This is a genomic window from Mycobacterium parmense, assembly GCF_010730575.1.
Lineage (GTDB): Bacteria > Actinomycetota > Actinomycetes > Mycobacteriales > Mycobacteriaceae > Mycobacterium > Mycobacterium parmense.
On sequence record NZ_AP022614.1, the window covers coordinates 907017 to 929896 of the forward strand.

Sequence of the window (22880 nt, forward strand, 5' to 3'; positions counted from 1 at the left end):
TCGCCGGGTCGCGGTGTGACGGTGCTGCTGCCGCGCCCTCCGGGGGGCCCACTACTGTTTCACGGATGGCGAGTCTGAACCTGAGCCCGCCTGCGACGTCGCGCTATCACGGGGACGAGGCCGTCGCACCCGGGATGCTGGATTTCGCCGTCAACGTCCGTCACGCGCAACCGCCGGAGTGGCTGGTGCGGAGACTGGCCGCGCGGCTGCCCGACCTCGCGCGCTACCCCGGGGCGCAGGACGAGCAACGGGCACGGGACGCGGTCGCGGCGCGACACGGCCGCACCCGCGAGGAGGTGCTGCCGCTGGCCGGCGCGGCCGAAGGCTTCGCGTTGCTGCGCAACCTGCGCCCGGCGCGGGCGGCGATCGTCGCGCCGGCGTTCACCGAGCCCGCCGCGGCGCTGACCGCGGCCGGGGTGCCCGTGCACCACGTCGTGCTGGAACCGCCGTTCGGCCTGCGCGACATCCGTGTGCCCGACGACGCCGACCTCGTCGTGGTGGGCAACCCGACCAACCCCACCTCGGTGCTGCACACCCGCGAGCAACTGCTGGCGCTGCGCCGGCCGGGTCGGATCCTGGTGGTCGACGAGGCGTTCGCCGATTCGGTGCCCGGTGAGCCGGGGTCGCTGGCCGCCGACCCGATGCCCGACGTGCTGGTGTTGCGCAGCCTGACCAAGACGTGGGCGCTGGCCGGGTTGCGGGTGGGTTACGCCCTGGGTTCACCGGAGTTGTTGGCGCGGTTGACCTCTGCGCGCGCGCACTGGCCGCTCGGGACGCTGCAGCTGGCGGCGATCGGCGCGTGCTGCGAGCCGCAGGCCGTCGGCGACGCGGCGGCCGACGCCGAACGGTTGGCGGCGTTGCGTGCCGAGATGGCGGCCGGCCTCACCGCGGCGGGCGCCGAGGTGGTCGACGGCCGGGCCCCGTTCGTGCTCTTCCGCGCCCCGGAGGCGGTACTGATCCGCACGAGGTTGCACGACAGAGGTATTGCGATTCGCCGGTGCGACACGTTCGTCGGGCTCGACGAAAGTTACCTGCGGGCGGCGGTGCGCGCAGAGTGGCCGCTGCTGGCCCAGGTGATCGCGGAGGTGCGGCGATGAGCGTGCGGCTGGCCGACGTCATCGAGGTGCTCGAGGAGGCCTACCCGCCGGGCCTGGCCCAGTCGTGGGATTCGGTGGGCCTGGTGTGCGGCGATCCCGACGACGCGCTGGACTCGGTGACCGTCGCGGTCGACGCGACGCCCGCGGTGGTCGACGAGGTTCCCGACGGCGGGCTGCTGCTGGCGCACCACCCGTTGTTGCTGCGTGGCGTCGACACGGTGGCGGCCAGCACGCCCAAGGGCGCGCTCGTGCACCGCCTGATCCGGACGGGGCGTTCGCTGTTCACCGCGCACACCAACGCCGACTCCGCGGCGCCGGGCGTCTCCGACGCGCTGGCCGGGGTCCTCGGCCTCACCGTCGAGGGCGCTCTCGAGCCGGCGAGCGCCCCGGCGGACTTCGACAAGTGGGTGATCTACGTGCCCCGGGAGAACTCAGAAGCCGTGCAGGCGGCCGTCTTCGAAGCGGGCGCCGGCAACATCGGGGACTATTCGCACTGCAGCTGGACCGTCAGCGGCACGGGGCAGTTCCTGCCGCACGAGGGCGCGGCGCCGGCGATTGGCAGCGTCGGGACCGTCGAGCGGGTGGCCGAGGACCGGTTCGAGGTCATCGCGCCGGCGCGGGCGCGGGCGGCGGTGCTGGCGGCCATGCGCGCCGCGCACCCCTACGAGGAACCCGCGTTCGACATCCTCGAACTGGTGCCGCCGCCGAGCGGTGCGGGACTGGGCCGCGTCGGAACCCTGACCAAGCCGGAACCGTTGCGCGCCTTCGTATCCCGTGTGCACGCCGCGTTGCCGCCGACGTCGTGGGGAGTGCGTGCGTCGGGCGACCCGGATATGCCGGTGACCAGGGTGGCCGTGTGCGGCGGCGCGGGGGACTCGCTGCTGGCCGCCGTCGCGCGCGCCGGGGTGCAGGCGTACGTCACCGCCGACCTGCGGCACCATCCGGCCGACGAGCACCGCCGCGCCTCGCCGGTGGCGCTGATCGACGTCGCGCATTGGGCGAGCGAATTCCCGTGGTGCGCACAGGCCGCCGACCTGCTGCGGTCGCGTTTCGGCGCGTCGCTACCGGTGCGGGTGTGCGACGTCCGCACCGACCCGTGGAACATGTCGGACCGTGGCGGCGACGCCGGGAGGGACGAATCTTGAAAGCCGATGTGGCGCAGCAGGTATCGCTGCTGGAGTTGTCGAAGCTGGACGCCGAGCTGTCCCGCGTCGCCCACCGGGCGACGCACCTGCCGCAGCAGGAGGAGTGCGAGCGGCTGCAGGCGGAGCAGGCCGCCGCCGTCGACCGGTTGGCGGCGGTCCGGATCGCGCTGGAGGACATCGACGCCCAGGTGTCCAAGTTGGAGGCCGAGATCGAGTCGGTGCGCCGGCGCGAGGATCGCGACCGGTCCCTGCTGCAGTCCGGAGCGACGGACGCCAAGCAACTGGCGGATCTGCAGCATGAGCTGGAGACGCTGCTGCGCCGCCAGAGCAGCCTGGAGGACTCCCTGCTGGACGTCATGGAGCGCCGGGAGGAGCTGCAGAATCAGCTCGATTCGCACAGCGGGGCGGTCGAGTCGCTGCAGGCCGAGCTGGCCGCCGCCCGGCAGGCCCTCGCCGCCGCCGTCGCCGAGATCGACCAGACCCGCCAAATTCATGCGTCGCGACGCGAGACACTGAGCGCGACACTGGATCCCGCGCTATCGGCACTGTACGAAAGGCAGCGGGCCGGGGGCGGGGCGGGGGCCGCGCAGTTGCTCGGACGCCGGTGCGGCGCCTGCCGCCTCGAGATCGACCGCGGGGAACTCGCGCGGATCTCGGCTGCCGCCGACGACGACGTGGTGCGGTGCCCGGAGTGCGGTGCGATCCTGTTGCGGGTCAAGGGCGTCGAGCAGTGAAGGTGGTGATCGAGGCCGACGGCGGATCCCGCGGCAATCCCGGGCCGGCCGGATACGGCGCCGTGGTGCTCAGCGATGACCGGTCGAACGTGCTCGCGGAGGCCAAGCAGGCGATCGGCCGGGCGACCAACAACGTCGCCGAATACCGCGGCCTGATCGCCGGATTGGACGACGCCCTGCAACTGGGCGCCACCGAGGCGGCGGTCTTCCTGGACTCCAAGCTGCTGGTGGAGCAGATGTCGGGCCGGTGGAAGGTCAAGCACCCGGACCTGATCGAACTGCACTCGCAGGCCCGCAAGCTGGCAGCGAGATTCGACCGCATCACCTACACCTGGATCCCGCGCGCCCGCAATTCGCATGCCGACCGGTTGGCCAACGAGGCGATGGACGCGGCCGCCGGCGACCCCGCCGGCGAGGCCACTTCGCTCGGGCAATCCGACAAGGCCGCGGCGCAGCCCCTCACGGCGCCCGCCTGGACCGGCGCCCGCGGCACGCCGACCAGACTGTTGCTGCTGCGGCACGGGCAGACCGAAATGTCGGCGCAGCGTCGCTACTCCGGGCGCGGCAACCCGGCCCTCAGCGACATCGGCCGCCGCCAGGCCGACGCCGCGGCGCGGTATCTGGCGCAGCGCGGCGGGATCGCGGCGGTGATCTCCTCGCCGCTGCGACGCGCCTACGACACCGCCGGGGCGGCGGCCGGGGCGCTGGGCCTGGACGTCACCGTCGACGACGATCTGATCGAGACCGACTTCGGGTCCTGGGACGGGCTGACGTTCGCCGAGGCCGCCGAGCGTGACCCCGAACTGCACACCCGCTGGCTGCGCGACACCGGCGCCGAGCCGCCCGGCGGTGAGAGCTTCGACGCGGTGCTCGAGCGGGTGCTGCGGGCGCGGGAGCGCATCATCGGCACCCACCAGGGGACGACCGTGCTGGTGGTCTCGCACGTGACGCCGATCAAGATGCTGCTGCGGCTCGCGCTGGACGCCGGGCCCAGCATCCAGTACCGGCTGCACCTGGACCTCGCGTCGTTGAGCATCGCGGAGTTCTACCCCGACGGCGCGTCGTCGGTGCGCCTGGTCAACCAGACCAGCTATCTCTAGCGGCTGCTCACGTCCGGCGCGACCTTCCTTTCTCGGCGAGCCGCGGGATCAGCGCGACAGCGTGATGGCGCGCTCCGGGCAGTTCTGCTCGGCGGTGACGGCCTGGGCTTCGAGGTCGCCGGAGACGCCGGTGACCCGCACGACGCTGTGGCCGACCTCGTCGGCGTCGAAGACGTCGGGTGCCAACGTGTAGCAGCGCCCGTGCCCGGTGCAGCGTTCGTCGTCGACCGAGACGCGGATCATGACGGCGCGAACACCAGTGGCAGCGATTCGACCGACCGCAGCGCGGCGGTATAGGTCAGCTGCGCGCCCGGCTTGATCTCGTAATCCGGTATGCGGCGGTGGAATTCGCGCAACGCGACCTTCAGCTCCATACGCGCCAGATGTGACCCCAGGCAGCGGTGCGGGCCTGCGCCGAACGCGCGGTGCCGGTTCGGGTTGCGGGCGAAGTCGACCGACTCGGGTTCGGCGAACTCCGCCGGATCGGTGTTGGCCGCACCGAGCAGCGGGCTGACTCGTTCGCCCTTGCTGATCGGGCATCCACCCACCTCGACGTCCTGCGTGGCGATGCGTGCCACGCCGGGGACCGGGGTCTCCCAGCGCAGCAGCTCCTCGACGGCGCCGGGCAGGATGTCGGGCTCTTCGACGAGCTGGTGGCGGTGGTCGGGATGGGTTGCCAGGAAGACGAAGAAGCAGTCGAGCGAATCGGTGACGGTGTCCAGCCCGGCGATCAGGAACAAAAAGCAGACGTCGAGCAACTCCTCGCGCGACAACGGCCGGCCGGCCACCTCCGCGGCGATCATCGCCGAGAGCACGTCGTCGCGGGGGCTGGCGATGTGCTCGTCGATGGCACGCTCGAAGTAGTCGTAGATCTGTTGCGCCACCGCGGCGGTGGACTCGTGGCGGCGGTCGTAGCCGGAGTCGCCCTGCGGGCGGATCACCCCGTCCTTCCACACCAGGAACCGGTCGAGGTCCTCGATCGGCAGGCCCAGCAACTGCAGGAAGACGGTGCACGGCAACGGAACCGCGAACTCCTCGTGGAAGTCGCATTCGCCCCGGCCGGCGAAGCGGTCGATCATCTCGTTGACGAGCTCGGTGACCCGCGGCTCGCGCCGGGCCATCTCCCGGGGGGTGAACAGCGGGTCGAGAATGCGGCGGTACTTCGCGTGCTCCGGCGGGTCGATCTGCAGCGGGATCAGCGGCCGCACGTTGCCCAGGTCGACGGCGTCCATGTTCGACGAGAACAGCTCGGTGCGTTTGAGCGCCATCTCGATGTCGGCGAGACGGCTGAGGACCACCGCCTGCGGCGACCGGAACACCGGGGTCGACTCGCGCAGCGCCCGGTACATCGGCTGCGGCTGCGCGATGCCCGTGATCGCCTGGTCGACGAACCCGTCGGTTTCTGTCATTGGGTCAGACTGGCACCAACCTGCCCCTCGGGCAATGGCCGGATTTACTCAGGCGTGCAGATGCAGCCGTTCGCCGTGCGGGCCGAAGATCATGATGGCCTCCACGGGACCGTCCACCACGCCGAACCAGTGCGGCGTCCAGGTGGAGAACTCGACCGCCTCCCCGGGGTCGATGGTGAAGTCGCGGTCGCCGAGTACCAGTCGCATCCGGCCCGCCAGGACGTACATCCAGTCCTGGCCCTCGTGCACGGGCAGCTCCGCCGGAGGCCTGCGCCGCCGGGCGCTGACCCGCACCTTGAACGCGTGCAACCCATCCGCGGGCCCCTGGCGCGTGAGCGGCCAGAAGGTGACGCCGTGGTGGGTGTGCGCACGACCGCGCACTCGGGGATCGCGATCCTCGTCGGCCTGCAGCAGATCGTCGGTGCTCACCGAGAGGGCGGCGGCCAGCCGCGGCAGATGGTCGAGCGCGAGCCGGCGTTTCCCGGACTCCAGCCTGCTGAGCGTCGAGACATCGATCCCGGCGCGGTCGCCGACCTCCTGCAGCGTCATGCCCCGCTGCAGGCGCAGCCGGCGCAGGCGGCCGCGCACCCGGTGGTCGAACGATTCGTCCGTCGTTTTTGCCTGCATGGCAAGTCAGCTTGGCAAATGGCCATGCTGGTTGGCAACCTCGCGGTATGAACACTTCTTGCCTACCCGAGGACGCCGGCCGTTTCTGGGAAGAGCGGTACCGCTCGTCCGCCCAGGTGTGGAGCGGGCGGGTCAACGCCCGCCTGGCCGAGGTGGCCGCGGAGCTGCCGGCCGGCCGGGCGCTCGACCTGGGCTGCGGCGAGGGCGCTGACGCGCTCTGGCTCGCCGAACGTGGCTGGCGGGTGACGGCGGTCGACGTCTCGGCCACCGCGCTGCACCGCGCGAAGGACGCAGCTTCCCGGCGAAACCTGCTGGACCGCATCGACTTCGAGCGTCACGACCTCAACGAGACCTTCCCGCAGGGCCCCTTCGACCTGGTGTCGGCCCAGTACCTGCACTCACCGGCCCGGCTGGAACGCGAGGGCGTACTGCGGCGGGCAGCCGACCAGGTGAGCCCGGGTGGCGTGCTGCTGATCGTCGACCACGGCGAGGCCCCGCCCTGGGCCGAGCGTCACGACCACAGCTTTCCCAGCGTCGAGGACGTGCTCGCCGGTCTGCGGCTGGAGCCCGCCGGCTGGACCACGGTGCGCGCCGAGCGGGCCGCGCGGGACGCGATCGGGCCCGGCGGCGAGGCCGGCGTGCTGCTCGACAACGTGCTCGTCGTCCGGCGAAACGGTTAACCCCGCCTCACGCCGCGTCGTGGAAGATGATCCCCAGCGCGTAGCGCTCGCCCGACCGGACGGCCGACACGCCATGGCGCACGGGCGAGGCGGACCAGCCCCGCGCCGAGCGCACCGGTCGCTCTCGCGTGGTGAACACGTAACCGTGCCCCTGCGGCAATTGCGTTGCGGTACCCCGCGACTGGGCGCGGAATCGTCGTTCGACGAGCAGGAACTCGCCGCCGGTGTAGCTCGCCGGGTCGCTCAGGTTGATAACCACCTGCAGGGGAAACACCAAGTCTCCGTAGAGGTCTTGGTGCAGGGCGTTCCAGTCTCCGGCGCCGTACCTGAGCATCAGCGCGGTCGAGCGGGTCTGGCCGGCGGCGTGACACGCCGCCAGCCAGTCGTCGAACCGGTCCGGCCAGGGCGCGTCGCGGCCGAGCTTGCCCCACCAGTCGCGCGCTATCGGCAGCAGCCTCGGGTACAGCGCCTGCTTGAGCGGTTCGATCGGCTCCGGGTAGGGCGCGCGGAAGTAGCGGTACTGCCCGGAACCGTAGCGGCGCGGCGCCATGTCGATGGTCGAGCGGAACAGCGAGTCCCGGGCGTAGAGCGTGCGCAGCCGCGTGGCCTCGGCGGGCGTGATCAGCTGCGGCAACAACGCCCCGCCGTACTCGCCGAGTTCGGCGGCGACGCCGTCCCAATCGCCGGAGGCCACGCGCTTCTCCCACCGCGACATCGACGTCCTCCCGTGTCGTGATCTGCCGCGTCCACCCTAGGCTGCCGGGGGCGTCGGGCGCCGAACCCGCTGGCCCGGGATCTGCCCGGCGAGTACCGTAGTGGGTCGCGGACGAGTTGGCCGGGCGGCCGCGGGCCGTCGCGAGGCGGCTCGAGGAAAGTCCGGACTTCACAGAGCAGGGTGATTGCTAACGGCAATCCGAGGTGACTCGCGGGAAAGTGCCACAGAAAACAGACCGCCACCCTCGTGGTGGTAAGGGTGAAACGGTGCGGTAAGAGCGCACCAGCATCCCGGGTGACCGGGGTGGCTAGGCAAACCCCACCCGAAGCAAGGCCAAGAAGGCCGCGCCCTGGGCGCGGCCGCGCAGGCGTTCGAGGGTTGCTCGCCCGAGCCTGCGGGTAGGCCGCTCGAGGCACCCGGCAACGGTGTGTCCAGATGGATGGTCGCCGCCGCGCCGCCGCTGCTCAAAGCCGCGGTGGCGGGGAACAGAATCCGGCTTACAGGCCAACTCGCCCGCCCCTCCGGGCGTCAGTGTCCCGCCTTGCGCACCGATTTCGCGAGGTTGCGCAGCGCGTCGTCGAGTTGCTGACGGCACCTCTCGGCCAGGTCGGCCTCGCGCTGGTAGAGCAGGCCGTAGGTAAAGGTGTCCTCGCCGGCGGCGTACGCGGTCTGCGCCTCGTGGCTGAGGTGGTCGCGGCTGACCACGCTGTCCTGGTGGTCGCCGAGCAGCGACTGGATCACCTTGGCCTGGTCGGACACCTTGGCGGCGCCGGTGGCCGCCGCGGTGTAGCGAAGGCGTTTGGCGCCCTTGCGGATCCGGTGGATCGCCTCGTCGCGGTGGTGCTCGTCGCCCGGCTGGTCCTGCGCGACGCGGGCGGCGGCCTTGGCCGCCTTGCGAACCTTGCGGTATGCGGATTCGATTGTCACCGGCGCATGTTCGGTGTCCGTGGCACTTCCCGGGACCTGGGCCGCGATGTCCTCGAGGGCGTCCAGCAGCCGGAAGTATCGCTGCGAGCGCATGGCGACCAGCGAACGGCGCAGGCCCGTCTGGTAGCGGCGCTGCGCGCCGCCCACGAGACGCTCGCGGACGCGCCCGCGCACCAGCTCCGGTGCGAGGCCGTCGAGCTGTCGCTCATAGCGCTCCGCGAGCACCTCGGCGTCGCGCGCGATGCCCAAGACCGCCGCCAGCTCGCGCAGTTCGTCGAGAACCCACTCGCTGCCCGGCAGCCCGTAAGACTCCTGGTAGTCGCGCAGCAAGCTGCGCAACTTGCGGGTGGTCACCCGCATCTGGTGCACGGAGTCGAAGGCGTCGGCGCGCACGGCGCGATCCCACACCAGCATCTCCCCGATCTGCTCGGCCACGGCCCGCTGCAGCGGGTGCTCGGCCGGCTGGGTCCCGTCGGGCTGCGGCGGCGCGCCCAGCGCGCGGGCCAGCTTCGAAGCGTGACCGGCGGGGGCGGCGCCGGCATCGAGGAGCCGATTGCTCAGCCGGTTCAACAACTCGGTGTCGGCGCCCGCGGCCTCGGTGAGCTCCAGCTCCCACTCGCGCCACTCCTGTTGCGCCGGTGGCGAGCCGGTGTCGTCCGCGGCGGCCGCCGACCACGCGGTGACGTGGTCGTTGCTGAATTCCGCCACCGGGGTTCCCTCGGCGTTGTAAAGCACCTGGCTCTCGCGTTGGGTGCTGATCCGCGCGACCGGCTCCAACGGTTTGTCGCGGACGATCGCCAAGACGATGTCCACCAACTCCTGCGGCACCGCGTCGTGGCTGCCCGACGCGCTCAGCGGTGCGTGCACCTCGGTGCGGGCGTCGGGTCCGGCCGGCAGCTTCAGGTGCCAGCCCGCGTCGTGGCCGCCGGTGCGGCGCCGCAAAGTGACCTTGTTGCGGGCGAGGTCCTGCGCCGGGGTGTCGAAATACGTCGCGTCCAGCGCCTGCATCGGCGACTTCTCGACGCGGGCCACCGCGGCGATGCCATCGAAGGACGGGGACACCGTGGACTCGACGACGTCGAACTTGCGCTCCACCTCGAGATGGCGTGAGGTTTTGGGCGCTTTAGCAGGCATGTTCGGCTCCGTTGAGGCGCGTCGCCGCGGCCTTGAAAGTCGTGGTCGGTAGTTGATGGGCACCCATAGCGTGCCATATCCGGGCTGAGCGGCCGCCGGTGCTCGGCGGCCGGCCGCCACCGGTTCGACACCTAGCCGCCGTCGTCCGGCGGGATCAGATGCATGGCCAGCCCCTGCAGCGCACGGATCGTCTGAATCTCGCCGTCGCGGAACGGACGCCCGTCCGGGGCCAGCAGGTCGTGAAACCAGACCGGCGGCATCGCGGGGTCCGGGTGATCCCACGAGTCCCACGGGAAATAGGTCTGCGTCTTACCGGCGACCAGGCCCCAGTTGAACGCGGCGACGTTGTGGCTCTTGGCAATCGGCAGGACGTCCTCGACGGTGCTGCCGAGGGTGCGCGCCAGGTACTCGGTGCACAGGATGGGGCGGCCGAGCGGGGCGAGCGCGGCGATGCGGCTCTCGAATTCGCCGGGCTCGGCGTAGCAGTGGAAGCTGATCACGTCGGAGTTGGTGAGCTGGAAGTCGCTGATCACGCTGCGCTGCCCGGGATCCGCCCACTCGCCCTGCCACACGCCGCTGGTCAGCGGCTGGGAAGGGTCGACGGAACGCGCCCAGCCGAACACCTGCGGGAGCAGGTCCGCGACCACCCGCACCTTGTCGGGCCGCTCGACCGCGCTGTAGTGCCTCGAGGGGTTGTCGGGCTCGTTCCACAGGTCCCAGCCCAAAACCCGTTCGTCGTTGCGGAATTGGCCGAGGACGCCCGTGACGTAATCCCGCAGGACGCGGGCGTAGCCGCCGTCGTCGAGGCGGTGAGCTCCCGGGCTCTGCACCCAGCCGGAGTTGTGCACCCCGGGCCTCGGTGCCCGCTGCGGGCCGGACTCGGGGAAGGGGTCCCAGCAGGAGTCGAACAGGACGAACAGCGGCCTGATGGCGTGGCCCGCGGCGATGTCGACGAACTGCGCGAGCCGGCCTTGGAACGCGCGATGGTCCTGCGCCCAGAGGAGGTCGTGCAGGAACACGCGGATGGCGTTGAACCCGTTGCGGCGGGCCCAGCCCAGTTCGGTGTCGATGCGCCGGGGGTCGAAGGTGTCGGCCTGGAACATCTCGAGCTGGTTGATCGCGCTGGACACAATGAAGTTGGCGCCCACCAGCCAGCCCTGCCGCTCATACCAACGGTTGGCGCGCTCGGGCGACCACTGGCCGGCGTCGGGCGAGGTGCGGGGCGGCTCCGCGGCCGCCCGGGGTGTGCGGTTCACTGCGACGGCTCCCGCCAGGAGCAGCGACTTGAGCACCGATCGGCGGTGCACGAGCCGGGATCTGGTCAACAGAGTGATCGGTACAATCCTGTCACACAAAGGGTTTCGGCGACTTGCGGAGTCGTTACGCGGGGTGTACCGCGGCTCTCGGGTGACTCCGCAGCGACAGGTTCGACGTTACACGCCCGTAGGAGCCTTCGGCCACGCCCCGGGGGCGAATCGCCCCGACGGTGGGCTTTTCGCTTGGCGGCCTGCGGGTTTCCCGCGGGCTGCCCCCCGGGGGTCAGAATGGTCGGCTGGCCCGGGCGCGCGCGCAGCGCCTCAGAAGCAGTGCTCCTCGGCGGGGAAGCTGCCGTCGGACACTTCCGCGGCGTATTGCCTTGCCGCGCGGCCCAACTCGCCGCCGATGTCGGCGAAGCGCTTGACGAAGCGGGCGGCCTTGCCGCCGCTCATGCCGGCCATGTCCTGCCATACCAGGACCTGGGCGTCGCAGTTGGGGCCGGCCCCGATCCCGATGGTGGGGATGGTCAGCTTGCCGGTGATCTGGGTGGCCAGTTCGGCCGGCACCATCTCCATCACGACACTGAAGGCGCCGGCCTCGGCGACGGCGATCGCGTCGGCGATGGTCTGCTCGGCGGCGTCGCCGCGGCCCTGCACCCGGAAGCCGCCCAGGTTGTTCACGCTCTGCGGGGTGAAGCCGATGTGGGCCATCACCGGGATGCCCGCCGCGGACAGGCAGGCGATCTGCTCGGCGACCCGCTCGCCGCCCTCGAGCTTGACGGCGTGCGCCCCGCCCTCCTTCATGAACCGGGTGGCGGCGGCCAGCGCCGCGGCCGGCCCCGCCTCGTAGCTGCCGAACGGGAGGTCGGCGACCACCAGGGCGTGCCGGGCGCCCCGTGCCACACCGCGCACCAGCGGGACCAGCTCGTCGATCGAGACGGGCACCGTGGTGTCGTAGCCGTAGACGACGTTGGCGGCCGAGTCACCGACGAGCAACACCGGGATCCCGGCGTCGTCGAAGATGCGGGCGGTCGAATAGTCGTAGGCGGTGAGCATCGCCCACTTGTGCCCTTCGGCCTTCATCCGTTGCAGGTGATGCGTGCGAATCTTGGTGAGAGGCTTGGCGTCCCCGGGTGCGCTTGCACCGTAAACATTCTGCTCAGACATCGTTGTCCTCAAATATGGTCCGGTCGATCCTCGTGGCCCTGGATTGGTTCCTGCGGGTCCCCGGGTTCGTCTGACCCGCCCATTCTGCCATCTCTTGCGCGCAGACGCACCGCCGAGGCGGTGTGAGACATACCATGCTGCGCATGCACCGGCTCAGCGGACTCGACGCGAGCTTCCTGTACCTGGAGACGTCCGAGCAGCCCATGCACGTCTGCTCGATCATCGAGCTGGACACGTCGACCATGCCCGGCGGCTATGACTTCGCAAGGCTGCGCGACGCCCTGGCGTCGCGCATCACGGCGATGCCCGAGTTCCGCGAGAGGCTGGCCGACAGCCCGTTGAACCTCGACCATCCCGTCTGGGTGGACGACGACCGGTTCGACATCGACCGACACCTGCATCGCATCGACCTGCCGTCACCGGGCGGTCGCGCCGAGATGTCGGAGATCTGCGGCCACATCGCCTCGCTCCCGCTGGACCGGCGCCGCCCGCTCTGGGAGATGTGGGTGATCGAGGGCGTGGCGGGCACCGACTGCCACGGCGACGGCCGGATCGGGGTGATGACCAAGGTGCACCACGCCGGCGTCGACGGCGTGACGGGCGCCAACCTGATGTCGCGGCTGTGCACCACCGAAGCCGACGCTCCCGCACCGGATCCGGTGGACGGCGTCGGGGGTGCCAGCGGCTGGCGGATCGCCGCCGGCGGGCTGGTCAGGTTCGCCACCCGCCCGCTGCACCTGGCCAACGTGGTGCCCGACACCGCCTCATCGGTGCTCGCGACGCTGCGGCGGGCCCGCGACGGGGTGACCATGGCACGCCCGTTCTCGGCGCCGCAAACGGTGTTCAACGCCCGGATCAGCAGCCGCCGCACCATCGCCTACGCCCAACTGGAGCTCGACGACATCAAGGCGGTGAAGAACCACTTCGGGGTCAAGCTCAACGACGTGGTCATGGCCCTGGTGTCGGGGGCGCTGCGCCAGTACCTGGCCGAGCGCAACGCACTGCCGGACGCCTCGCTGGTGGCGTCGGTGCCGGTCTCGGTGCACGGCAGGTCCGATCGCCCCGGCCGCAACCAGATCACCGCCATGTTCTCCAGCCTGAACACCCAGATTGCCGACCCGGCGCACCGCCTCAGGGCGATAGCTCAGGCGAATTCCGTTGCCAAACAGCATAGTTCGGCCATCGCCGCCACCTTGCTGCAGGACTGGTCGCAGTTCGCCGCGCCGGCGGTCTTCGGTGTCGCGATGCGCCTCTACGCCAGGAGCCGGCTGACCGACGGCGCACCGGTGCACAACCTGGTGGTCTCCAACGTGCCGGGCCCCCAGGTGCCGCTGTACCTGCTGGGCTGCGAGGTCAAGGCGATGTACCCGCTGGGGCCGATCTTCCACGGATCCGGTCTCAACGTCACCGCGATGTCGCTCGAGGGCAAACTCGACCTCGGCCTCATCTCGTGCCCCGAGTTGCTGCCGGATCTGTGGGAGCTGGCCGACGAGTTCCGCGTCGGTATGGAGGAACTGTTGGCGGCCGTGAAGTGACGGGCGGCGGCGGCGGTTAATCAAGATCTCAGGTTGGCTCTGGCAGCATAGGTGGGCATGGGGTTGTATCGCCGCGACAAGATCGCGCGCACGCTGCTGACCTGGACGGCAATCGGTGCCGTGGCGCTCGTTGCGGCCGGCTGCCTCCGCGTCGTCGGCGGGCGCGCCGTCATGGCCGGGCCCAAACTCGGCCAACCGGTGGAGTGGACGCCGTGCCGGTCGGCCAACCCGAAGGTCAAGATCCCGGGTGGCGCGATGTGCGGCAAGCTGGCCGTGCCGGTGGACTACAACGACCTCGGCGGCGAGGTGGCGGTGCTGGCGATGATCCGGTTCCCTGCCACCGGCGACAAGATCGGTTCGCTGGTGATCAATCCCGGCGGACCCGGCGAGTCGGGCATCGACGCGGCCCTCGGCGTCGTGCAGACGCTGCCCAAGCGGGTCCGTGAGCGCTTCGACCTGGTGGGCTTCGACCCCCGCGGGGTGGGATCGTCGCGCCCGGCGCTGTGGTGCAACTCCGACGCCGACAACGACCGGCTGCGCACCGAGCCGGACGTCGACTACAGCCCGGCGGGTGTGGCCCACATCGAGGACGAAACCAAGGACTTCGTCGGCCGTTGTGTGGACAAGATGGGCAAGAACTTCCTGGCCAACGTCGGGACGGTCAACGTCGCCCGCGACCTCGACGCCATCCGTACGGCGCTGGGCGACGACAAGCTGACCTACCTCGGCTACTCCTACGGCACCAGGATCGGCTCGGCCTACGCGGAGGCGTACCCGCAGAACGTGCGGGCGATGATCCTCGACGGCGCCGTCGACCCCAACGCCGACCCCATCGAGGCGGATCTGCGCCAGGCCAAGGGATTTCAGGACGCCTTCAACGACTATGCCGCCGACTGCGCCAAGCAGCCGACGTGCCCGCTGGGCACCGACCCGGCCAAGGCCGTCGACGTCTACCACAGCCTGGTGGACCCGATGGTCGACCCGGACAACCCGATGATCGGCAGGCCGGTGCCCACCAAGGACCCGCGCGGCCTGAGCTACAGCGACGCCGTCGTGGGCACCATCATGGCGCTGTACTCGCCGACCCTGTGGCACCACCTGACCGACGGCCTGAGCGAACTGGTCGACCATCACGGCGACACGTTGCTGGCGCTGGCCGACATGTACATGCGCCGAGACCCGCACGGCCACTACTCGAACGCCACCGACGCCCGGGTGGCCATCAACTGCGTCGACCAGCCGCCGATCACCGACCGCGCCAAGGTGATCGACGAGGATCGCCGCTCGCGCGAGATCGCGCCGTTCATGAGCTACGGCAAGTTCACCGGTGACGCCCCGTTGGGCACCTGCGCGTTCTGGCCGGTGCCGCCGACGAGCAAGCCGCACACCATCTCCGCCCCCGGTCTGGCGCCTACCGTGGTGGTGTCGACCACCCACGACCCGGCGACTCCGTACAAGGCCGGGGTGGACCTGGCCAACGAGTTGCGCAGCTCCCTGCTCACCTTCGACGGCACCCAGCACACCGTGGTGTTCCAGGGCGACAGTTGCATCGACAACTACGTGACCGCCTATCTGGTGGGCGGCTCGACGCCGCCCAGCGGCGCGAAGTGCTGAGCCCGGTGACGGTGGGACCCCCGGAGTGCGACGAGGTGGCGGCGGCTCCCACCTGCCGGGGGGCCGGCAATCAGGCTGCGCGCGTTACCTTCTGACGCCGCACCGACAACGCGGGCTCGAGACCAAGGCGTAACCGTTTCGCGCTGCCACGGGTATGCGGGGCTGCAACGATGACTGCCATGCCGCGCCTGAGACCGTTGAGTTCGGCGCTGTTGTCGTTGGGGTTGCTGGTCGGTGGGCAGGTGCCGCAGGCCGTCGCGACCCCGGAAGCGGGCGCGGGCCAGACACCGGGACCGACTCCGCCCGCGGCCGCAGCGTTGCAGAGTTGGGGTGACTGCGGCCAATTCCTCACCGACCCCGGCGGCATCCCCGCCGGCGCGCAATGCTCGACCGTGTCCGTCCCGGTCGACTACGACAACCCGGGCGGGGCGCAGGCCAAGCTGGCGGTGATCCGCGTCCGCGCGACCGGCCGCCGGCTCGGCTCGCTGCTGATCAACCCGGGTGGCCCCGGGGCGTCCGCGGTCGACATGGTGGCCGGGATGTCGTCGGACATGGAGAACACCGACATCCGGCGCAACTTCGATCTGGTCGGCTTCGACCCGCGCGGGGTGGGTCACTCGACCCCCTCGCTGCGGTGCCGCACGGACGCCGAGTTCGACGCCTACCGGCGCGAGCCGATGGTCGATTACAGCCCCGCCGGTGTGGCGCACATCGAGTCGCTCTACCGGCAGCTGGCCCAGCAATGCGTCAACCGGATGGGCACCCCCTTCCTGGCCAACGTCGGCACCGCGTCCGCCGCGCGGGACATGGACGCCGTGCGCGCGGCGCTGGGCGAGAACCAGATCAACTACCTCGGCTACAGCTACGGCACCGAGCTGGGGACGGTTTACCTCGAGCACTTCGGCAACCACGTCCGCACGATGGTGCTCGACGGCGCCATCGACCCGACGGTCGACCCCGTGCGCGAGAACATCGAGCAGATGGCGGGATTTCAGACCGCCTTCAACGACTACGCCGCCGACTGCGCCCGCTCACCGGGCTGCCCGCTGGGCACCAATCCCGCGCAGTTCGTCGCCCGCTATCACGCCCTGGTCGATCCGCTGGTCACCCGGCCCGGCCGGACCTCGGATCCGCGTGGCCTGAGCTACGCCGACGCGACGACCGGCACCATCAACGCGCTTTACACTCCGCAACATTGGAAATACCTGACCAGCGGTCTGCTCGGGCTGCAGCGCGGCACCGACGCCGGCGACCTGCTGGCGCTGGCCGACGACTACGACGGCCGCGACCGCAACGGCCACTACGACAACGACCAGGACGCCTTCAACGCGATCCGCTGCGTGGACGCGCCGACCCCGACGGACTCGGCCAGCTGGGTCGCCGCCGACCAGCGGATCCGCCAGGCCGCGCCGTTCCTGAGCTACGGGCCGTTCACCGGCAGCGCCCCCCGCGACCTGTGCGCGCTGTGGCCGGTGCCGCCGACGTCGGCGCCGCACACCGCGCAGGCCGCGGCGCCGGGCAAGGTCGTCGTCGTCTCCACCACGCACGACCCGGCCACCCCCTACCAGTCGGGGGTGAACCTGGCCCGCCAGCTCGGCGGCCCGTTGATCACCTACGACGGGACGCAGCACACGGCGGTGTTCAACGGCAACCAGTGCGTGGACACCGCGGTGGTGCGCTACCTGGTCCTCGGCGCGCTGCCGCCCGCGGGCTACCGATGCCGGTCCTAACCGCTTTGACCACCTTGTTTGCAATGTTCGCAACGGTTGTGAACCGGCTTCGGTAACACAGAATTAACACCGATTGCATACTGTTCGGGTTATGGATCGACAGAAGGAATTCGTCCTGCGCACGCTGGAGGAACGGGACATCCGCTTCGTACGGCTCTGGTTCACAGATGTGCTCGGTTTCCTCAAGTCGGTCGCGATCGCCCCCGCCGAACTCGAAGGCGCGTTCGAGGAGGGCATCGGCTTCGACGGGTCCTCGATCGAGGGCTTCGCGCGGGTCTCGGAGTCCGACACGGTGGCCAATCCCGACCCCTCGACCTTCCAGGTGCTGCCGTGGGCCACCGGCTCCGGCCACCACCACTCGGCGCGGATGTTCTGCGACATCACCATGCCGGACGGCTCGCCGTCGTGGGCCGACCCGCGCCATGTGCTGCGTCGCCAGCTGCAGAAGGCTAACGACCTCGGATTCTCCTGCTACGTGCATCCCGAAATCGAATTCTTCCTGCTCAAGCCCGGGCCCGACGGCGGCGCCGAGCCGGTGCCCGTCGACAGCGCCGGCTATTTCGACCAGGCGGTGCACGACTCGGCGTCGAACTTCCGCCGCCACGCGATCGAAGCCCTGGAGTTCATGGGCATCTCGGTGGAGTTCAGCCACCACGAGGGCGCGCCCGGCCAGCAGGAGATCGACCTGCGATTCGCCGACGCGCTGTCGATGGCCGACAACGTGATGACGTTCCGCTACGTCATCAAGGAGGTCGCGATCGAGAACGGTGCCCGGGCGTCGTTCATGCCCAAGCCGTTCGGCCAGCACCCCGGCTCGGCCATGCACACGCACATGAGCCTGTTCGAGGGTGACGTCAACGCCTTCCACAGCGCCGACGACCCGCTGCAGCTGTCGGACGTGGGCAAGTCCTTCATCGCCGGGATCCTCGAGCACGCCTCCGAGATCAGCGCCGTCACCAACCAGTGGGTCAACTCCTACAAGCGCCTGGTGGTCGGCGGGGAGGCGCCCACCGCCGCCTCGTGGGGTGCGGCCAACCGGTCCGCGCTGGTGCGGGTGCCGATGTACACGCCCCACAAGACGTCGTCGCGGCGCATCGAGGTGCGCAGCCCCGACTCGGCGTGCAACCCGTATCTGGCCTTTGCCGTGCTGCTGGCCGCCGGGCTGCGCGGGGTGGAGAAGGGCTACGTGCTGGGGCCGCAGGCCGAGGACAACGTCTGGGACCTCACCCCCGAGGAGCGCCTGGCGATGGGCTACCGCGAACTGCCGACCAGTCTCGACAGCGCGCTGAAGGCGATGGAGGCCTCCGAGCTGGTCGCCGAGACGTTGGGGGAGCACGTTTTCGACTTCTTCCTGCGCAACAAGCGCACCGAGTGGGCGAACTACCGCAGCCACGTCACGCCCTACGAGCTGAGCACCTACCTGTCGCTGTAACCGACACCGCTCGACGCCTGGTCCGGACGATCGGCGGGTTGCGCTACGGTCGTGGTCGTGACCAGACCCGCGACGCAGCGCCCACGTTTGCCCAGCGTCGGCCGGCTCGGTCTGGTCGACCCCCCCGCGGGCGAACGCCTTTCCCAGCTGGGCTGGTCCGGCCGTGACGACCAGGCGCACGTCGACCTGCTGTGGTCCTTGTCGCGCGCACCCGATCCAGACGCCGCGCTGCGGGCCCTGGTGCGGCTGTCGGAGAATCCCGACACCAAGTGGGACGAGCTCAACGCGGCCCTGCTGACCGAACGCCCGTTGCGCGGGCGGCTGTTCAGCGTCCTCGGGTCGTCGCTGGCGCTGGGCGATCACCTGGTCGCCAACCCGCAGTCCTGGAAGCTGTTGCGCGGCAAGCTCACTCTGCCTTCGCGGGACGAACTGCGTTCGGTGTTCACCGACTGTGTCGAGCAGTCGCTGGCCGGACCGGGCTCGGCGCTGACGCGGCTGCGGGTGCTCTACCGCGACCAGCTCCTTGTCCTGGCCGCGCTCGATTTGGCCGCGACGGTCGAGGACGAGCCGGTGCTGCCGTTCACCGTGGTCGGCGCCCACCTGTCGGACCTGGCGGACGCGGCGCTGGGTGCCGCGCTGCGGGTGGCCGAGGTCAGCGTATGCGGCGACCGGACTCCGCCCCGCCTGGCGGTCATCGCGATGGGCAAATGCGGTGCCCGCGAACTGAATTACGTCAGCGACGTCGACGTCATCTTCGTGGCGGAGAACGCCGACGCGCTGAGCGCCCGCGTCGCCGGGGAGATGATGCAGGTGGCTTCGGCCGCGTTCTTCGAGGTCGATGCGGGCCTTCGGCCGGAGGGGCGCAGCGGCGAGCTGGTCCGCACGGTCGAGTCGCACGTCGCCTACTACCAGCGCTGGGCCAAGACGTGGGAGTTCCAGGCGTTGCTCAAGGCCCGGGTGGCGGTCGGCGACGCCGAGCTCGGCCAGCGCTACCTCGCGGCGTTGATGCCGATGGTGTGGATCGCCTGCGAACGCGAGGATTTCGTGGTCGAGGTCCAGGCGATGCGCCGGCGGGTCGAGCAGCTGGTGCCCGCCGACGTCCGCGCCCGCGAAATCAAGCTCGGCAGTGGGGGATTGCGCGACGTGGAGTTCGCCGTGCAGCTGCTGCAGCTGGTGCACGGCCGCAGCGACGAGTCGCTGCACGTGGCGTCGACGGTCGACGCGCTGGCGGCGCTGGGCGCCGGCGGCTACGTCGGCCGCGAGGACACCGCCAACCTGACCGCCTCCTATGAGTTCCTGCGGCTGCTCGAGCACCGGCTGCAGCTGCAGCGCCTCAAGCGAACCCATCTGCTGCCGGAGGCCGACGACGAGGAGGCGGTGCGCTGGCTGGCGCGCGCGGCCCACATCCGCCCGGACGGCCGGCACGACGCCGCCGGGGTGCTGCGCCGCGAGCTCAAGCACCAGAACGTGCGGGTGTCGCAGCTGCACGCCAAGCTCTTCTACCAGCCGCTGCTGGAGTCGATCGGCCCCACCGGCCTGGAGATCCGGCACGGCATGACGCCCGGGGCCGCCGAGCGGCAGCTGGCCGCGCTGGGCTACGAGGGGCCGCAGACCGCGCTCAAGCACATGTCGGCGCTGGTCAACCAGAGCGGCAGGCGCGGGCGCGTGCAGTCGGTGCTGCTGCCGCGTCTGCTGAACTGGATGTCGTATGCGCCGGACCCCGACGGCGGGCTGCTGGCCTACCGGCGGCTGTCCGAGGCGCTGGCGGGGGAGAGCTGGTATCTGGCCACGCTGCGCGACAAGCCCGCGGTGGCCAAGCGACTCATGCACGTACTCGGGACGTCGGCGTACGTGCCGGACCTGCTGATGCGCGCGCCGCGGGTGATACAGAGCTACGGCGACGGCCCGGCCGGTCCCAAGCTGCTCGAAACCGAACCCGGCGCCGTGGCGCGCGCGCTGGTCACGTCGGCGAGCCGCTATCAGGACCCGGTACGCGCCATCGCCGCTGCGCGCGCGTTGCGCCGCCGCGAGCTGGCCCGCATCGGCTCGGCCGACCTGCTCGGCATGCTCTACGTCACCGACGTGTGCAAGGCGCTGACGTCGGTGTGGGTGGCCGTGCTGCAGGCCGCGCTCGAGGCGATGATCCGGGTCAACCTGCCCGACGATGGCACCTCGAAGGGCAAGGCGCCTGCGGCCATCGCGGTGATCGGCATGGGCCGGCTGGGCGGCGCCGAGCTGGGCTACGGCTCGGACGCCGACGTCCTGTTCGTGTGCGAGCCGAACCCCGGCGTCGAGGATTCCGTGGCCATCCGCTGGTCGACCACCGTCGCCGAGCAGGTGCGCACGCTGCTGGGTACCCCGAGCGTCGATCCGCCGCTGGAGGTCGACGCCAACCTGCGGCCCGAGGGCCGCAACGGTCCGCTGGTCCGCACGCTGGGCGCGTACGCCGCCTACTACGCGCAGTGGGCGCAGCCGTGGGAGGTGCAGGCACTGCTGCGCGCGCACGCGGTCGCCGGCGACGCGGACCTGGGCGAGCGGTTCATGCTGATGGCCGACAAGACGCGCTACCCGCCCGACGGCATCTCGGCCGACACCGTGCGCGAGATCCGCCGCATGAAGGCTCGCGTCGAGTCGGAGCGACTGCCGCGCGGCGCCGACCCCAACACTCACACCAAGCTGGGACGCGGGGGACTGGCCGACGTCGAATGGACCGTGCAGCTGCTGCAGCTGCGGCACGCGCACGAGATCCCGGCGCTGCACAACACGTCGACCCTGGAGTCGCTGGACGCGATCGCCGCGGCGGGACTGGCCGCCGACGACGAGGTGGAGCTGTTGCGCCACGCGTGGCTGACCGCGACGCGGGCCCGCAACGCGCTGGTGCTGGTCCGCGGCAAAGCCACCGACCAGCTGCCGGGCCCGGGCCGCCAGCTCAACGCCGTCGCGGTGGCGGCGGGTTGGCACAGCGACGACGGCAGCGAGTTCCTGGACAACTATCTGCGGGTGACGCGGCGAGCGAAAGCGGTGGTGCGCAAGGTGTTCGGAAGTTGAGTCACGAGGCTCGCGGGTTGAACGCCATGTTCGAGGTGCTCAGCGCGGCCGAGGCCGACCGGGTGACGGCTCTGTACGCTCCACTGGCCGACGCCGTCCGGGAACTCGTCGATGCCACCATCCGCACCGAGGTGGACGACGAGGTCGTCGCCGAAGCCCGGTCCGCGATCGAGGCGGTCACCCGGTCGTTGCGGCAACGCACCCGGCCGGTCGGCGTCAGCTACCGCGTCGACGGGCGGGCGTTGCCGCTGGGCAACGCCGCGGTGGGCGTCTGCAACCCGATCGCCCCGCCGGTCGTCGTCCACCACGAGGGCGGCGGCCGCTGCCGGAGCGAGTTCGTGCTGGGCGCCCCGTACGAGGGGCCACCCGGCCTGGTGCACGGCGGCGTCAGCGCGCTGGTGCTCGACCACATGCTCGGCGAGGCGGCCAGCGAAGGGCTGGCCAAGCCGCGTTTCACCGGGACCATCACGGTGAAGTACCTGCGCGGCACGCCGCTGGGCCCGCTGCGCTGCGACGCCTGGATCGAGCGCAAGCAGGGCGTGAAAGTCTTTGCCCGCGGCACCATCTCGGACTCCGCCGGCGTCACCGTCGAAGCGGACGGAGTGTTCATCGAGCCGGCGTGGGCGCGGGAAGCGCAATGAGGTTCTACGTCAGCACCGCATTCCTGAACACGCGCGAGACCATCGAAATCGCCCGGGCCGCAGACGAGCTCGGCTACGACGGCGTCGGTATACCGGACCACGTGGTGAACCTGGAGACCCTGGACACGCCGTACCCGTACACCAAAGACGGTCAGCGTCGTTGGCAGCCGTTCACCGACTGGCCCGACCCGTGGGTGCTGGTCGGCGCGATGGCTCAGGTCACGTCGAGGCTGCGCTTCGTCACCACCGTCTACATTCCCGGCATGCGCAACCCGTACTCGACGGCGAAAGCCATTGGCACGGCGGCGGTTCTGGCGTCGGGCCGGGTGGAGCTGGGCATCGGCGTGGGCTGGTGCCGCGAGGAATTCGCGCTGATGGGGGAGCGCTTCGACGCCCGCGGAAGGCGAACCGACGAGATCGTCGCGCTGATGAAGGCGTTGTGGCAGCCGGGCTGGACGGAATTCGAAGGCGAGTTCTACCGGGCCCCGCGCCTGGAGATGCAGCCGACGCCGCCGCCGATACCGGTGTACGTCGGCGGCCTCAGCGACGCCGCGCTGCGCCGCGCCGCCCGCAACGACGGCTGGATCGGTGACCTGATCACGACCGACCGCGCGATCGAGGCCGTCGGCCGCTTGCGGGAGCTGCGGGCCGAAAATGGCTTGTCCTTCGACGATTTCACCGTTTTGACGCCCTTGACCGACGCGTTCACCGCCGCGGATTATCGCCGTGCCGCCGACGCCGGCATCTCGGGCATCATCACCATGCCGTGGTTGTTCTATTCAGGGTCCGACGCCTCGCTGGCCGACAAGATCGACGGCATGCGACGGTTCCGCAAAGACCTGGGGCTCGATGACTGAGGCGGATCTCGCTGCCTCCTGTGCTTGCCGAA

Annotated in this window: 19 protein-coding genes and 1 other RNA gene; 13 read left to right on the forward strand and 7 right to left on the reverse strand. The window is 70.7% G+C overall.

What is annotated here, in order from left to right:
• The first annotated feature begins 65 nt into the window (after positions 1-65).
• Genes cobC through G6N48_RS04090 form a run of 4 tightly spaced genes read left to right on the forward strand, consistent with a single transcriptional unit; the run spans position 66 to position 4076 of the window.
• Complete coding sequence (gene cobC, locus G6N48_RS04075; RefSeq protein ID WP_232066532.1) at positions 66-1097, forward strand: Rv2231c family pyridoxal phosphate-dependent protein CobC; 1032 nt, start codon at positions 66-68, stop codon at positions 1095-1097.
• Positions 1094-2242 (forward strand): Nif3-like dinuclear metal center hexameric protein, encoded by a 1149-nt coding sequence (locus G6N48_RS04080; RefSeq protein ID WP_085271328.1) that lies wholly within the window; start codon positions 1094-1096, stop codon positions 2240-2242. The genes cobC and G6N48_RS04080 overlap by 4 nt, the downstream gene beginning before the upstream one ends.
• The gene (locus G6N48_RS04085) at positions 2239-2976 is read left to right on the forward strand and encodes a zinc ribbon domain-containing protein (RefSeq protein WP_085271329.1); all 738 of its coding nucleotides are present in this window, start codon (positions 2239-2241) and stop codon (positions 2974-2976) included. Before G6N48_RS04080 ends, G6N48_RS04085 begins: the two co-directional genes overlap by 4 nt.
• Complete coding sequence (locus G6N48_RS04090; RefSeq protein ID WP_085271330.1) at positions 2973-4076, forward strand: bifunctional RNase H/acid phosphatase; 1104 nt, start codon at positions 2973-2975, stop codon at positions 4074-4076. Before G6N48_RS04085 ends, G6N48_RS04090 begins: the two co-directional genes overlap by 4 nt.
• Positions 4077-4124: 48 nt before the next feature.
• On the opposite strand, the gene G6N48_RS04095 is transcribed toward G6N48_RS04090, so the two are convergent.
• The 3 genes from G6N48_RS04095 to G6N48_RS04105 are packed head-to-tail and all read right to left on the reverse strand — an operon-like array spanning position 4125 to position 6112.
• The gene (locus G6N48_RS04095; protein WP_085271331.1) at positions 4125-4319 is read right to left on the reverse strand and encodes a ferredoxin; all 195 of its coding nucleotides are present in this window, start codon (positions 4317-4319) and stop codon (positions 4125-4127) included.
• Positions 4316-5485 carry a cytochrome P450 gene (locus G6N48_RS04100; RefSeq protein ID WP_085271332.1) on the reverse strand — a complete coding sequence of 390 codons (1170 nt, stop codon included), beginning with the start codon at positions 5483-5485 and terminating at the stop codon, positions 4316-4318. The genes G6N48_RS04095 and G6N48_RS04100 overlap by 4 nt, the downstream gene beginning before the upstream one ends.
• Positions 5486-5533: 48 nt before the next feature.
• On the reverse strand, positions 5534-6112 hold the full coding sequence (locus G6N48_RS04105; RefSeq protein WP_085271333.1) for a helix-turn-helix domain-containing protein: 579 nt from the start codon (positions 6110-6112) through the stop codon (positions 5534-5536).
• 47 nt (positions 6113-6159) lie between these two features.
• Here G6N48_RS04105 and G6N48_RS04110 point away from each other — a divergent pair, with 47 nt between their 5' ends.
• Entirely contained in the window at positions 6160-6792 is a 633-nt protein-coding gene (locus tag G6N48_RS04110; protein WP_085271334.1) for a class I SAM-dependent methyltransferase, read from the forward strand.
• A 7-nt stretch (positions 6793-6799) separates the two neighbouring features.
• Here G6N48_RS04110 and G6N48_RS04115 read toward each other — a convergent pair whose 3' ends face one another.
• Complete coding sequence (locus G6N48_RS04115) at positions 6800-7507, reverse strand: 2OG-Fe(II) oxygenase (RefSeq protein WP_085271335.1); 708 nt, start codon at positions 7505-7507, stop codon at positions 6800-6802.
• Positions 7508-7619: 112 nt separating this feature from the next.
• Between G6N48_RS04115 and rnpB the strand changes: the two genes are divergently transcribed.
• Positions 7620-8023, forward strand: an RNA gene (gene rnpB / locus G6N48_RS04120) — RNase P RNA component class A.
• Between the two features lie 12 nt (positions 8024-8035).
• Here the strand turns inward: rnpB and G6N48_RS04125 are convergent.
• The 3 genes from G6N48_RS04125 to panB all read right to left on the reverse strand — a co-directional run bounded on the left by G6N48_RS04125 (position 8036) and on the right by panB (position 11991).
• The gene (locus G6N48_RS04125) at positions 8036-9568 is read right to left on the reverse strand and encodes a CYTH and CHAD domain-containing protein (protein ID WP_085271336.1); all 1533 of its coding nucleotides are present in this window, start codon (positions 9566-9568) and stop codon (positions 8036-8038) included.
• 131 nt (positions 9569-9699) lie between these two features.
• Complete coding sequence (locus tag G6N48_RS04130; RefSeq protein ID WP_085271337.1) at positions 9700-10875, reverse strand: glycoside hydrolase 5 family protein; 1176 nt, start codon at positions 10873-10875, stop codon at positions 9700-9702.
• Positions 10876-11145: 270 nt separating this feature from the next.
• Positions 11146-11991: a 3-methyl-2-oxobutanoate hydroxymethyltransferase gene (panB, locus tag G6N48_RS04135; RefSeq protein WP_085271338.1), complete on the reverse strand. Its 846-nt coding sequence runs from the start codon at positions 11989-11991 to the stop codon at positions 11146-11148.
• Positions 11992-12134: 143 nt separating this feature from the next.
• Here panB and G6N48_RS04140 point away from each other — a divergent pair, with 143 nt between their 5' ends.
• The 7 genes from G6N48_RS04140 to G6N48_RS04170 all read left to right on the forward strand — a co-directional run bounded on the left by G6N48_RS04140 (position 12135) and on the right by G6N48_RS04170 (position 22848).
• Positions 12135-13526: a WS/DGAT/MGAT family O-acyltransferase gene (locus G6N48_RS04140; protein ID WP_085271391.1), complete on the forward strand. Its 1392-nt coding sequence runs from the start codon at positions 12135-12137 to the stop codon at positions 13524-13526.
• A gap of 51 nt (positions 13527-13577) precedes the next feature.
• Complete coding sequence (locus G6N48_RS04145) at positions 13578-15140, forward strand: alpha/beta hydrolase (RefSeq protein WP_139825978.1); 1563 nt, start codon at positions 13578-13580, stop codon at positions 15138-15140.
• A gap of 170 nt (positions 15141-15310) precedes the next feature.
• The gene (locus tag G6N48_RS04150) at positions 15311-16870 is read left to right on the forward strand and encodes an alpha/beta hydrolase (protein ID WP_139825979.1); all 1560 of its coding nucleotides are present in this window, start codon (positions 15311-15313) and stop codon (positions 16868-16870) included.
• Positions 16871-16961: 91 nt separating this feature from the next.
• Complete coding sequence (locus tag G6N48_RS04155; RefSeq protein WP_085271341.1) at positions 16962-18302, forward strand: glutamine synthetase family protein; 1341 nt, start codon at positions 16962-16964, stop codon at positions 18300-18302.
• Positions 18303-18353: 51 nt separating this feature from the next.
• Complete coding sequence (locus G6N48_RS04160) at positions 18354-21350, forward strand: bifunctional [glutamine synthetase] adenylyltransferase/[glutamine synthetase]-adenylyl-L-tyrosine phosphorylase (protein WP_085271342.1); 2997 nt, start codon at positions 18354-18356, stop codon at positions 21348-21350.
• The gene (locus G6N48_RS04165; RefSeq protein ID WP_085271343.1) at positions 21347-21991 is read left to right on the forward strand and encodes a PaaI family thioesterase; all 645 of its coding nucleotides are present in this window, start codon (positions 21347-21349) and stop codon (positions 21989-21991) included. Before G6N48_RS04160 ends, G6N48_RS04165 begins: the two co-directional genes overlap by 4 nt.
• Positions 21988-22848 carry a TIGR03619 family F420-dependent LLM class oxidoreductase gene (locus G6N48_RS04170; RefSeq protein ID WP_085271344.1) on the forward strand — a complete coding sequence of 287 codons (861 nt, stop codon included), beginning with the start codon at positions 21988-21990 and terminating at the stop codon, positions 22846-22848. The genes G6N48_RS04165 and G6N48_RS04170 overlap by 4 nt, the downstream gene beginning before the upstream one ends.
• The last annotated feature ends 32 nt before the right edge of the window (positions 22849-22880 follow it).